This is a genomic window from Gilliamella sp. BG7 (assembly GCF_046635565.1).
In the GTDB taxonomy this organism is placed as follows: Bacteria; Pseudomonadota; Gammaproteobacteria; order Enterobacterales; family Orbaceae; genus Gilliamella; species Gilliamella apicola_P.
This window is the reverse complement of sequence record NZ_JBIDFB010000002.1, coordinates 272,566-285,384: the sequence shown is the minus strand read 5'-3', so window position 1 is coordinate 285,384 and position 12,819 is coordinate 272,566. Positions and strand designations below refer to the sequence as shown.

Annotated in this window: 14 protein-coding genes and 1 pseudogene; 11 read left to right on the top strand and 4 right to left on the bottom strand. The window is 34.9% G+C overall.

What is annotated here, in order from left to right; genetic code table 11:
* From ACGH49_RS02785 to nusG, 3 genes and pseudogenes are all read left to right on the top strand, one after another.
* Window positions 1-72 (top strand): annotated as a pseudogene (locus tag ACGH49_RS02785) (elongation factor Tu); the annotation flags it as partial.
* A gap of 134 nt (window positions 73-206) precedes the next feature.
* Window positions 207-608 (top strand): preprotein translocase subunit SecE, encoded by a 402-nt coding sequence (secE, locus tag ACGH49_RS02780; RefSeq protein WP_411588166.1) that lies wholly within the window; start codon window positions 207-209, stop codon window positions 606-608.
* Window position 609: 1 nt separating this feature from the next.
* The gene (nusG, locus tag ACGH49_RS02775; protein WP_411588164.1) at window positions 610-1,155 is read left to right on the top strand and encodes a transcription termination/antitermination protein NusG; all 546 of its coding nucleotides are present in this window, start codon (window positions 610-612) and stop codon (window positions 1,153-1,155) included.
* A 222-nt stretch (window positions 1,156-1,377) separates the two neighbouring features.
* Here nusG and ACGH49_RS02770 read toward each other — a convergent pair whose 3' ends face one another.
* Window positions 1,378-1,929, bottom strand: coding sequence for an HPP family protein (locus tag ACGH49_RS02770; RefSeq protein ID WP_411588163.1), 552 nt, complete (start codon window positions 1,927-1,929; stop codon window positions 1,378-1,380).
* Between the two features lie 181 nt (window positions 1,930-2,110).
* Here ACGH49_RS02770 and ACGH49_RS02765 point away from each other — a divergent pair, with 181 nt between their 5' ends.
* Entirely contained in the window at window positions 2,111-2,683 is a 573-nt protein-coding gene (locus ACGH49_RS02765) for a TetR/AcrR family transcriptional regulator (protein WP_411588161.1), read from the top strand.
* A 67-nt stretch (window positions 2,684-2,750) separates the two neighbouring features.
* On the opposite strand, the gene ACGH49_RS02760 is transcribed toward ACGH49_RS02765, so the two are convergent.
* Both ACGH49_RS02760 and ACGH49_RS02755 read right to left on the bottom strand, forming a co-directional pair.
* A complete protein-coding gene (locus ACGH49_RS02760; protein ID WP_411588159.1) occupies window positions 2,751-4,673 on the bottom strand; it encodes an ABC transporter ATP-binding protein in 1,923 nt (640 codons plus the stop codon).
* 146 nt (window positions 4,674-4,819) lie between these two features.
* Window positions 4,820-6,823, bottom strand: coding sequence for an OPT family oligopeptide transporter (locus ACGH49_RS02755; RefSeq protein WP_065560460.1), 2,004 nt, complete (start codon window positions 6,821-6,823; stop codon window positions 4,820-4,822).
* 225 nt (window positions 6,824-7,048) lie between these two features.
* On the opposite strand from ACGH49_RS02755, the gene mazG reads away from it, so the two are divergent.
* Together mazG and ACGH49_RS02745 are read left to right on the top strand one after the other, a co-directional pair.
* A complete protein-coding gene (mazG, locus tag ACGH49_RS02750) occupies window positions 7,049-7,852 on the top strand; it encodes a nucleoside triphosphate pyrophosphohydrolase (protein ID WP_411588158.1) in 804 nt (267 codons plus the stop codon).
* Window positions 7,845-8,285 (top strand): hypothetical protein, encoded by a 441-nt coding sequence (locus tag ACGH49_RS02745; protein ID WP_411588157.1) that lies wholly within the window; start codon window positions 7,845-7,847, stop codon window positions 8,283-8,285. The genes mazG and ACGH49_RS02745 overlap by 8 nt, the downstream gene beginning before the upstream one ends.
* Window positions 8,286-8,523: 238 nt before the next feature.
* Here ACGH49_RS02745 and efp read toward each other — a convergent pair whose 3' ends face one another.
* The gene (efp, locus tag ACGH49_RS02740; protein WP_065560482.1) at window positions 8,524-9,090 is read right to left on the bottom strand and encodes an elongation factor P; all 567 of its coding nucleotides are present in this window, start codon (window positions 9,088-9,090) and stop codon (window positions 8,524-8,526) included.
* 33 nt (window positions 9,091-9,123) lie between these two features.
* Here efp and epmB point away from each other — a divergent pair, with 33 nt between their 5' ends.
* From epmB to yidC, 5 genes are all read left to right on the top strand, one after another.
* Complete coding sequence (epmB, locus tag ACGH49_RS02735; RefSeq protein WP_411588155.1) at window positions 9,124-10,152, top strand: EF-P beta-lysylation protein EpmB; 1,029 nt, start codon at window positions 9,124-9,126, stop codon at window positions 10,150-10,152.
* Between the two features lie 212 nt (window positions 10,153-10,364).
* Window positions 10,365-10,505: a 50S ribosomal protein L34 gene (gene rpmH, locus ACGH49_RS02730; RefSeq protein WP_025314679.1), complete on the top strand. Its 141-nt coding sequence runs from the start codon at window positions 10,365-10,367 to the stop codon at window positions 10,503-10,505.
* An 11-nt stretch (window positions 10,506-10,516) separates the two neighbouring features.
* Window positions 10,517-10,873 (top strand): ribonuclease P protein component, encoded by a 357-nt coding sequence (gene rnpA, locus ACGH49_RS02725; protein WP_081298058.1) that lies wholly within the window; start codon window positions 10,517-10,519, stop codon window positions 10,871-10,873.
* 47 nt (window positions 10,874-10,920) lie between these two features.
* Window positions 10,921-11,163 carry a membrane protein insertion efficiency factor YidD gene (gene yidD / locus ACGH49_RS02720; protein WP_065607689.1) on the top strand — a complete coding sequence of 81 codons (243 nt, stop codon included), beginning with the start codon at window positions 10,921-10,923 and terminating at the stop codon, window positions 11,161-11,163.
* On the top strand, window positions 11,163-12,791 hold the full coding sequence (gene yidC, locus ACGH49_RS02715) for a membrane protein insertase YidC (protein ID WP_065560484.1): 1,629 nt from the start codon (window positions 11,163-11,165) through the stop codon (window positions 12,789-12,791). Before yidD ends, yidC begins: the two co-directional genes overlap by 1 nt.
* Window positions 12,792-12,819 lie beyond the last annotated feature (28 nt).

The following is a 12,819-nucleotide window of genomic DNA, read 5'->3' as shown; positions in this document are numbered from 1 at the left end:
GGTTTACGTTTTGCGATTCGTGAAGGTGGTCGTACTGTTGGTGCAGGTGTTGTTGCTAAAGTTATTAAGTAATCAAAGTATTAGCTACCACAGAAAGGGTATCGATAGATGCCCTTTCTTATCTAGTCTGTTTAGCAAAATGTTTTTGATAAAAGAGCATTTTGGAAAATAGATATTACTATAAATAACATAATTATGGGTTTTATATGCTAGTAAGTAACGAAAGTAAAGATACAAATACTATTCTAGACAAATTAAAGTGGTGTCTAGCTCTAGTATTGATTGCGTTTGTTGTTTGGGGAAATTTTTATTTTGCTGAACCTAATGATATATATCAACCTAATACAATCGTTCGGATTATTGCAGTTGTTGTAATTTCGTTATTAACCCTGTTAATTGCAATTACAACAAACAAGGGTAAGTCATTTTTGTTATTTTTACAAGAATCTAGAAAAGAGTTAAGAAAAGTTGTATGGCCAACTCGTAAAGAAACAGCACAAACAACTTTACTGGTTGCAGCTATCACACTTATTGTTGGTTTAGCGCTTTGGGGAATGGATTCAGTATTCCGTTCAATTATCTTTTATTTAACATCAATAGGGCGTTAATATGAGCGAAACACAACAAAAGCGATGGTATGTTATTCAAGCTTATTCTGGGTATGAAGCTAGGGTTGCACAATCATTACGTGAATATATCAAATTACATAATATGGAAGATTCATTTGGTGAAGTTTTAGTACCCACTGAAGAAGTTGTTGAAATGAAAAGTGGTCAACGTCGAAAAAGTGAACGTAAATTCTTTCCTGGTTATGTATTAGTTGAAATGATGATGAATGATGCAACTTGGCATTTAGTAAAAAGCGTACCAAGAACAATGGGCTTTATTGGTGGTACTTCGGATCGTCCTGCACCAATTAGCCAACGTGAAGTTGATGCAATCATGAATCGTTTACAACAAATAGGCGATAAACCACGCCCTAAAACACTATTTGAACCAGGTGAGCTTGTTCGTGTTAACGAAGGTCCATTTGCTGACTTTAATGGTGTAGTAGAAGAAGTTGATTATGAAAAAAGTCGCTTAAAAGTATCGGTTTCTATTTTTGGACGTTCAACGCCTGTAGAGCTAGATTTTAGTCAAGTTGAAAAGAGCTAACTTTTTCTTTTGATGTAGTCTTTTCACTGAATTAGCAGTATCTTTTACAAAACCACAAGAGTCTATCTTGTGGTTTTTCTTTTATAAAATAAATATAATGCCTTTCGAGAATTTGAGAATAATAGTTCTGTTTCTAATATATTTAATCAAAGTGAGTCGCCAAGGTAGATAAAACCACTATCGGATCATAATTTAACTTATTATTAATATAATACAGACAATCTATTCTTTTTTAGATTTTTTTATTCTTTTACCCATATCAAAGTGATATCCCAACCAATAGTTAGGCCAACGTGCTTCGATTCCTATATTATTAACTATTAAAGCAACCATGACTAATAAAACCGAACCTGTAAGTACTGGTGTTATCAAGAATGAATAGTCAGTAATTCCGGACATCATGATTAGAATAGGGTTTGCACCAGCTGGAGCGTGAACTACACGTAGTAACTGCATCAATGCGATAGATGTCCCAACTGCTAATGCTATCGGTATAATTCCATTACTAAATAAATTAATGAACAATACACCTATAAAAGACGAAATAAAATGCCCTCCTATAACACTTCTTGGTTGTGCTAATGGAGATTTAGGTGCAGCAAATAACAAGACGCATGTTGCACCAAATGGAGCCATAATTGCTAATGTATCTCCCCACTGAGTGATTACGAGCAAAGTCAAAATCCCTAAAGCACCCCCAATAAATCCTCTCAATATAGCTACTGCGTGAGGTTTAGGTGGCATCACCTCTCCTCCTTTTAATTTTTCTAGCATAAATCTCTCCTGTTTGGTTAATGTAGGATTTTAATAAAAACTAGTAATTCCATTAAATAAACGATATCGTTTATTTAATGTATATTTATTAACTATAAAGGTCAAATATTATTTATAATTAACTATATTAGAGTTATTGTGATAGAATCAAAAATATTCTAGCAATTACAAATAGTAAAAAATGAAATTGAAGCCAGAAATTGTTGATACGATACTTGCTGCGGCTGAATCGCTGTTTAATGAATATGGTTATCATCCTGTTAGTTTAGAGCTTGTTGCAGAAAATGCAGGTGTATCAAAAAGAACATTATATAAATATTTTGGTGATAAAAATGGGCTTGTAAGTAAAGTATTACTTAGGCGGAATGATTTTTTTAAAAAATCACTTACAGATGTTATTGCTGTTTTTTCTGAGAAAAAAGACAAAATCAATGCAATTATTTCATGGCATATAAAATGGTTTAAGAATGATAATTACTGTGGTTGCATGTTTGTACGAGCTAAGTCTGAATATAACAATAAAAGCGAAGAAATATGCGCTATTGTTAGTGAACATAAAAAATGGATTCAAGATAGGATTTTTGAATGTCTAGGAGGCACAAAGTCATGTGAACAAGCATCTTGCCTAATTATGTTAATACTTGAAGGTATGATATCTTGCACATCCGTTTTTGGTATTGAGGGATATGATTTTGAACAGGCAAAAATGTACATCTATGATATCGTCGATAACATTGGCGAGGATAACCTATGAATTTAAATAGCTGGCTTATAGACAATGGATAGCCATTACCTCAAGCCTATTAACCGAAATGATCAATTTAATCTAAGTTAAACGATTCCAATTGTTGTTGTAATTCTAACCATTGTAGTTCTGTTTCTTCTAATTGATTTTTAAGTTGGCTTTGCTCTAGTAACAAAGTTGTAAGTTCGTTTTTTTTGCTCGCATCATAGATTGCAGGATCAGACAGTTGTTCTTCAATTTGCTTTAATTGATGGGTTAATTTATCAAGCATCTGTTCTTCTTTTTGTAACTGTTTTTTTATTGGCTGCATTTGTGCACGTAATTCAGCTTGTTTACGTTTTTGCTCTTTACGATCTTGAGCTGATATATTACTTGTATTTTCTTTTTTGGGTGAATTTATTTCGTCATTTGATTGGTTATCATCTTTTTGTGCTTCGGCTAACCATTTTTGATAATCATCAAGATCGCCGTCAAATGGTTCAACTTTATGATCATGGACTAAATAGAATTCATCGGTGGTCGAACGCAACAAATGGCGATCATGTGACACCACCACTAATGCACCATCAAAATCAATCAATGCCTCAGTTAGAGCTTGTCGCATATCTAAGTCTAAATGATTGGTTGGCTCGTCTAATAAAAGAAGATTTGGTTTTTGCCAGACAATTAAAGCTAAAACAAGTCGCGCCTTTTCACCACCCGAGAAAGTTTTAACTGGCTCGGTGACTTTGTCGCCTTGAAAATCAAATCCACCTAAATAATTACGTAGTTCTTGCTCTGTATTTTTCGGTTCGGCAAGTTGCGTTAAATGCCAAAGTGGTGACTCATCGGGGCGTAGATATTCTAATTGATGTTGAGCAAAATAGCCTAATTGAACGCCTTTAGCGAGATTAATATGGCCTTCTTTAGGTGCAAGTTCTCCGGCCAGTAATTTAATCAGTGTTGATTTCCCAGCACCATTGCGTCCTAATAAGCCAATGCGTGAACCAGGGACTAAATTAAGCTTAATTTTTTCTAGTATAATTTTATCATCATAACCCGCTACAACTTTTTCCATCCTTAACAAAGGACTTGGTAAGAATTCAGATGGCTTAAAATTAAAATGAAATGGATTATCAACATGAGCAGGTGCAATCAGTTCCATTCTTTCTAGCATTTTTATACGGCTTTGTGCCTGTTTAGCTTTTGTTGCTTTGGCTCTAAAGCGATCGATATAATTTTGTAAGTGTGCAACTTTGAGTTGTTGGCTTTCATAAAGAGACTGTTGTTGAGCAAGTTTAGTTGAACGTTGGATCTCAAAGGAGGAATAATTGCCCGTATATTCAAATAAACTTTTTTGTTCAATATGAATAATTTTATTGACTAAAGGATCTAAAAAATCACGATCGTGAGAAATTAAAATTAAAGTTCCTTGATAGTTGCTTAGCCATTTTTCAAGCCAGATGACAGCATCTAAATCAAGGTGATTGGTTGGTTCATCAAGCAATAATAAATCAGAACGACACATTAACGCTTGTGCCAAATTCAATCGCATTCGCCAACCACCAGAATAGGATTTAACGGGTGACATTAATTGCTCATTAGAAAACCCCAATCCATGTAATAATGTTGCAGCTCGTGCACGAATTGTCCATGCATCTATGGTATCAAGCTTTTCATGAATGACCGCAATTTGTTGACCATTATTTTGCTCATTGGCAATATTTAACTGCTTTTCTAATTGACGATATTCACGATCACCATCAATAGCATATTCAATCGCTGGGATATCTAATGCAGGTGTTTCTTGATTGACCCAAGCAAGTTGCCATTGCGATGGTATACTTAACGTGCCGGCATCAGCTTGAATTTCACCTTTAATTAGTGAAAACAGCGTCGATTTTCCGCAACCATTTTTACCTACTAACCCAACTTTTTGTTGAGGATTAATGGTTGCTGATGCATTATCTAAAAGCAAGTTAACGCCTCGGCGCACTTGGATTGAATCAAAAACTATCATGATATTTTGTCTATTATTCAAAGTAAAATAGGTTAATAAAAGATTGCTTTAATCATTCAAAATTAGGAATGTTATAAAACAATCAATTTAAATAAAAAAGCCCTTTGTTAAAACGAAAAGGGCTCAAATTTAATTATTCAATAGGGCTATTTCTTAATTGCTGATAAAGCGCGACGAATAAAGAGCGTACATATACCAACAAAAACAAAGAGGCCTAAAAATTGAGGTAACATACCTAAATCAGCCGAAATTGCAAGCGGTGCATCATTTCCACCACTTGTAATACTAATAACAATTACAACCGCCAATAATACGCCCACTAAACTTTCGCCAACGATTAGCCCTGACGCAATCAATGCTGCTTTACGATCAACTTTCTTAAATTGCTGTTCTGGATCTAAATTTTGTGATTGTGCTTTTTTATAAGCATAACGTTTTATTATCCATGATAAGAAAGTACCAATGAAAATAGGCATGGTAATGCTTGGTGGTAGGTAAATACCTAAACCAACAGCAAGCGCTGGCAACCTAAACTTAGCTTTATTAGCTGCTAAAACTGAATCGATAATAATAATAATAGCACCTATACCTAGCCCGATATATATCATGGTTTTATCAAGATTATTTGAAATTATTCCTTTGGCAATTTTTGTCATCAATGTTGCTTGAGGTGCTGATAAAACTTGTTTTGGATCCATATCAGGGCGTGGAAGCGCACCGGTAAAGCCGTAAGCGTTATATAAAATTTCTAAAATAGGCGCAATAACAATCGCACCAACAACACAGCCAATTAATAACGCCACTTGTTGTTTCCATGGTGTAGCATGAACTAAATAACCTGTTTTTAGATCTTGCAAATTATCGTTTGAAATACAGGCTATTGATAACACTGCACTGGTAGTAAACAGCGTAAGAGCTGTGGCAAAATTAGAGCCCTCGGCAGAAGCTAACATACCATTAGCTTCACCTAAGCCCAATAGAACTAATGAAATAACAATGATAGCAACAATGGCAATGCCTGATATTGGGCTAGCCGATGAACCAACAAGCCCAGCCATATAGCCACAAGCGGCAGCCACTAAAAAGCCCATAATAAAAGCAAACAATGTAGCGCAAAACACTAATGACCAAGCAACGCCTGCCGATAGCCCACTATCTGTAATAAAGCTATAAAAAGTGACTAACAAAATAACTAACATACCACCCATAATTAATAAAATAGTTTTAGGTGATAAATCCCGCTCGGTTGATGCAATATCATCGTCAGACGCATCTGAACGCATACTTTTAAATGATATTTTTAAACCTTCAATCATTGGTTTGATTAATGTAAATAGTGTCCAAACTGCTGCAATAGCAATGACTCCCGCACCAATAAAGCGTATATCTTTTTCCCAAAATCCCATTGCAACTTTAGATAAAGGCAGACTAGTATCATAATCGGTAATTGCACTTAAAATTGGAACGCCAAATACCCAACCAATAATGGTTCCAATTAAAATGGCAATTCCTGACATAATCCCAATCAAATAACCTGCACTTAGTAACGCTAACGAAAATCCCATAGGAAGTTGAAAAATGGATTTGCCAGCAGTAAACCAATAAGCAGTACTTTCAGATAACACACGAAAACCATTAGTAAAAAGGCTGACTGTGGAGGCAACGATGCCGCCAAATAAAATATCCTTTAAACCATCATTAGCTTCTTTATTATCGGTTTTAGAGCCTGCCTTTAGAATTTCAGCAGCAGCCACCCCCTCAGGATAAGGCAAATTGCTTTTAACGACCATGGCATGTCGCAATGGAATTGAAAATAAAACCCCAAGCATTCCACCTGCGGCGCATATTGCAAAGGTTAACCAAAATGGAAAGTTTTGCCAGTAACCAATCATTAACAAACCCGGAAGCACAAAAATAATTGAAGATAATGTACCTGCCGCTGATGCTTGAGTTTGCACCATGTTATTTTCTAAAATAGTTGAACCCGAAAATAGTTTCAATATTGCCATTGAAATTACTGCAGCAGGGATTGCGGATGAAAACGTTAATCCCACTTTTAAACCAAGATAAACATTTGATGCAGTAAAAATGACAGTAATAAAAGCACCAAGGATGGTACCTCTTAAAGTAAGTTCACGTAAATTATTCATATATCAATAAAGTTAATTTAATAGGGGTATATTATATACTTAATTAGTATTTATCGGCTAGAAGTTCCGTAAATAGCTACATTTCAGTCGCTTTTATCATCATTTTTGGTGAAATAATTAGCAATAACATCAAAATATATTGCTATTAACCTTTAAAAAAATAACCATTTTGTTATGAAACCTTTACAATGACACTGATCAATGACTTATTTGTGGGGGTATATTTTGAACGGATTACAGCGCTTACAAGCTATTATCAAACAACTTCGTGATCCTGTTAATGGTTGTGAATGGGATCGAGTTCAAACTTTTGCATCTTTAAAATCATATACATTAGAAGAAACGTACGAAGTACTTGATGCCATTGATAAACAAAATATGGATGAGCTAAAAAAAGAACTTGGTGATTTACTATTTCACATTGTCTTTTATGCTGATTTAGCCGAAGAACAAGGAAGCTTTGATTTAGATGAGGTCTGTTTAGCGGTTGCTGATAAGTTAGTTTATCGTCATCCTCATATTTTCACCAAAAATAAGGTTGAAAAACCTAACTGGGAACAACTTAAACAAAAAGAACGAGACCAAAAAGCGCAATACTCATTGCTTGACGATATACCCCAAGCAATACCAGCGTTAATGCAAGCAGAAAAAATTCAAAAGCGTTGTGCCTCGGTTGGTTTTGATTGGCATGATATAAAACCTGTGCTTGATAAAGTAAAAGAAGAACTTGGCGAAGTTGAGCAAGAATTAGAACGAGCCAAACAAGATCCACAAAAAATTGAAGAAGAGTTAGGTGATTTATTGTTTGCTACCGTCAATTTAGCTAGGCATTTAAAAGTTAAATCAGAACTCTGTTTACAGCAAGCCAATAAAAAATTTACCCGACGATTTCAACAAGTAGAATCGATACTCAAACAAAAAAACTTATCTTTAATTGATGCAACGCTTGAACAAATGGAAGACGCGTGGCAAAGTGTTAAGCAATTAGAACAGATTAAACTCAATAGAGAAGTGAATAAAAATGACTGAACAAAAAAATGAATTATATCAAGAGATCGAAGCATGGGCACAAAATGCGATATTAAATAGTCCAAAATGGAGCATTAATCAGCTCGATTACTCTGAAAAAAGTATTACGATTGTTGAAATGATCATCAGTGAGCTGGCTGAAAAAAACTTTAGCATTCCAGAAGAACAACTCAACATGATATCGCAAGAATACGGATGTTATTTATTGCTCACCGCCCATAAAATATACGGAGGTGAATTTTATTGGAACGAAGAATTTCAACAACCCATGTTAATTTGCTGTGAACCTGATGCCATGATAGTCCTCATGACATGGAACAAAGTAAAAGGACGATTAGTAGGGGATAAAGCCGATCATATTGCTTATTTCTTAGATGAATTTGGCAAAGCTACTTTTCAACCCGAAAAAGGTACTCATGTGGTTTATTTATAATAAAAAGACTTCATTGTAATAGACGAACTTTATCGACTACATTAATTAACAAACTCTAAAATATCTCTGAATTAGTCGTGTGATAGCCTCGAATCTTTGAGGTATCTTCGCTATGCTTAAATTTTTCGAGAGAAATTTGAGATACTATGTAAAATAGAAAATTGAATTTTAAATATGAGCTATTTAGTTAGGTAAGCAAGAGAGGTTAAAAACCTCTCTTTTTGGAATAAACGTTAACTTATTTTACGCGTGATACATATTCGCCTGAACGAGTATCCACTTTAAGTATTTCACCAATTTGTACAAATAAAGGCACGCGAACAACTGCTCCAGTTGATAATGTTGCTGGTTTACCGCCTGTTCCTGCTGTGTCGCCTTTTAAACCTGGATCGGTTTCGATCACTTCAAGTTCAACAAAATTTGGTGGTGTTACTGCAATCGGTTGGCCGTTCCATAAAGTTAAAATACATTCCGCTTGATCAACTAACCATTTTGCATTGTCGCCAACCGCTTTGGCGTCAGCCGAAAGTTGCTCAAATGTATCGTTATTCATAAAATGCCAAAATTCACCGTCAGTATAAAGATAAGTTAAATTCATATCAATAACGTCAGCAGCTTCAACTGATTCGCCTGATTTGAATGTTTTGTCGACAGTTTTGCCTGAAAGTAATTTTTTAATTTTTACACGATTAATAGATTGACCTTTACCCGGTTTATAAAACTCATTTTCAACAATGACACACGGTTCGCCGTCTTGCATTATTTTAAGACCAGCTTTAAACTCATTAGTACTATAAGATGCCATAAAAGCTCCAACTAAAATTCTGAATTACAAAAAATGAGCCATATTATACAGCAAAAAGTTGAACTACCAAATAATAAAGATGAGTGGATTTTTGATCTTGCCAATGTTGTAACAGATATCAATGTTTTATACTCCTATTTAGAACTAGATCCTAATACCATCTCAATCCCTATGCAACAGGCGAAAAAACAGTTTCCGCTTCGGGTTCCTAGGGCTTTTATTAATCGAATGGAAAAGGGGGATAGTAATGACCCACTTTTGTTACAGGTGCTTTGTGATGATAGGGAGTTATTAAAAGTTGAAGGGTATAGTCATGACCCATTACAAGAGCAAGATAACGCTGTTCCCGGATTATTGCATAAGTATCACAATCGCGCATTATTGATTACGAAGACCGCTTGTGCAATTAACTGTCGGTACTGTTTTAGACGGCATTTTCCTTATTATGATAATCAAGGTACTAAAAAGAATCTTGCTGTTGCGCTTGAATATATTGCGAATCATCCTGAACTTGATGAAATTATTTTATCAGGAGGTGATCCATTAATGGCAAAAGATCATGAAATGGCTTTTTTGATTAATGCACTTGAAAAAATCTCTCATGTTAAGCGTTTACGGATTCATACGCGTTTGGCCGTTGTTATTCCTTCTCGAGTAACGCTTGAACTTTGTAGGTTATTTGTTGAAAGTAGGTTGCAAATTGTAGTAATTACTCACATTAATCATCCAAATGAAATTGATAATGCAGTTGCTGGCGCAATTGGGCTTTTAAAAAAGAGTGATGTGATTGTGCTAAATCAAAGTGTATTACTGAAAAATATTAATGATAATGTCAATGTTTTGGCTCAGTTAAGTAATAAACTTTTTGATATTGGCATTTTGCCTTATTACATTCATTTATTAGATAAAGTGCAAGGTGCTGCTCATTTTTTAGTTGATGATAAATCAGCTAAATTAATAATGAAACAGCTTGCCGAGCAAGTGTCGGGTTATTTAGTGCCTAAATTAGCGCGCGAAATCGGTGGTGAGAAAAGCAAACAAGTACTTACTTTTTGGAATTAGTTAATTGTTTTTTTTAGTTATAACTTATTATTTTATAATCTATTTTATTCTATTTTATTTTATCGTATGGTAACTAGGTGTTAATGGGATTAATCTGTAAAAATCTCATTGACGAAAAATAAAATAGGCACTATAATTCCGACCTCTTTAATTAATGCTGTAGAGTTTTTACTCTGCAACCTGTTGATAATTAGATTTGGATATAAATCGTCATGAAACGCACATTTCAACCATCAGTATTAAAACGCAATAGAACTCACGGTTTCCGTGCTCGTATGGCAACTAAAAACGGTCGTCAAGTTCTTGCTCGCCGTCGTGCTAAAGGCCGTGTTCGTTTAACTGTTGCTAGCTGATTTAAAGTTGGGTGATTAAGTTCACTTTTCCTCGGGAGTTACGATTGTTAACTCCCTTTGATTTCAATCATGTCTTCCAAGAGTCTATTCGGGCTGGTTCTCCGTTTTTAACTTTAGTTGCACGAAAAAATAACTGTAATCATATGCGGTTAGGGTTTGCTATAGCTAAAAAACAAGTGAAACGGGCTCATGAGCGTAATCGTATAAAGCGACTGTCTAAAGAGTATTTTCGGCTTCACCAACATCAATTTCCTAATATTGATTTTATTGTGATGGCTAAACAGCCAGTTATCGACTTAGATAATCAGCAACTCGTTGAAACATTGAATAAATTATGCCAACGAATCATAGCCAAATACGAGGCTTAAATAAATTTAAATTGATTATCAAACAGCATGTTTATGCGTGTAACTATATGATAGTTAATGTTTTTGTGCTTTTTGTTCGTGTTTATCAACGTTTTATTAGCCCTTTATTAGGTCCTAAATGTCGCTTTACACCGACGTGCTCACAGTATGCAATAATTGCACTAAGACGCTTTGGATTAATAAAAGGTGGTTGGCTAACCGTTAAACGTGTATTAAAATGTCATCCTTTACATGAAGGGGGAGAAGATTTTGTTCCTCCAAAAACTAAAACCAATAGAGAAAAACACTAATGGGATCTCAACGTAATATTTTAGTCATTGCTTTACTTTTTGTATCTTTTTTTATTTGGAAAGCGTGGGAAGAAGATCACGCTCCTAAACCTCCAATCGAAAACCAATTAACACAACAAATAAGTGATGATGAGTTAACAGCTGGTGCAGCACAAGGTAAAACAATTATTGTAAAATCGGATGTGTTGTCACTCACTATTAATACTTATGGCGGGGATGTTCAAGCTGCACAATTATTGAAATATGAGCAAACGCTTCATTCTGGTACGCCTTTCCAATTGTTAACATCTCGTCCTGATTTTGTTTATGTTGCTGAAAGTGGATTAACCGGTAAGGATGGTCCTGATAATGCAACTCAAGGATCAAAACGTCCTGTCTATCAAACTGAAAATTCAGAATATGTTTTAGCTGATGGGCAAGATGAATTGCGTGTTCCTCTTACTTATCAAGTTAATGGTGTAAGTTATACTAAATATTATATATTACACCGTGGTAGTTATGCTGTTGATGTTCAGTATGCTATTAATAACCAAAGCAGTGCATCTGTTGATGTTGCCATGTATGGTCAATTAAAACAGACAATTAAATTACCTGATGATATTCCAACCGAAGGCGGTAGTGGATTAGGGCAAAGTGCATTCCGTGGTACAGCTTATTCTAGTTCTAGTACTAATTATAGCAAATACAGTTTTGATGACATCAAAGATAAAGCTTTATCGGTTGATACCCAAACGGGTTGGATTGCGATGTTGCAACACTATTTTGCTTCTGCATGGGTACCCGCACAGGATAAAAATAATTTATTTTATTCTCGTGCAACGGCTAATAACTCTCAAGCAACAATTGGTTTCAAAAGTGAATCAGCAGTTATTCCTGCGGGGAGTTCTCAAATTATTGGTGCAAAATTATGGTTAGGACCAGAAATTCAAAGCCAATTGAAAGAAACAGCCAATCATCTTGACTTAATTGTTGACTATGGATGGTTATGGTTCTTATCACAACCGTTGTTTTATTTATTAAAATTTATTCAAAGTTTTGTTGGTAACTGGGGCTTCTCAATTATTGTTATTACATTTATTGTTCGAGGTATTTTATTCCCATTAACTCGTGCTCAGTATCGTTCAATGGCGAAAATGAAGCTATTACAACCCCGCTTACAAGCGCTGAAAGAGCGTTATGGTGATGATAGGCAAAAAATGAGTATGGAAACAATGGCGCTTTACAAGCAAGAGAAAGTGAATCCATTAGGTGGTTGTTTGCCATTAATTATTCAAATGCCGATTTTCCTATCATTGTTCTACATGCTAGGTAATACAGTTGAATTACGCCATGCACCATTTGCGCTATGGATTTATGACTTATCAGCACAAGATCCATATTATATTTTGCCTTTATTAATGGGCGGTACTATGTTCTTAATTCAGAAAATGTCACCAACACCAGTTACCGATCCATTACAACAAAAATTAATGACTTACATGCCATTAATTTTTACGGTATTCTTCTTATGGTTCCCATCGGGCTTGGTTTTATATTATATCGTTAGTAACTTATTTACAATTGCTCAGCAACGAATTATTTACTGGGAACTTGAAAAAAAGGGACTTCACGAGAAGAAAAAGAAATAGTATTGATTAAAAGGAGGAGTAATCCTCC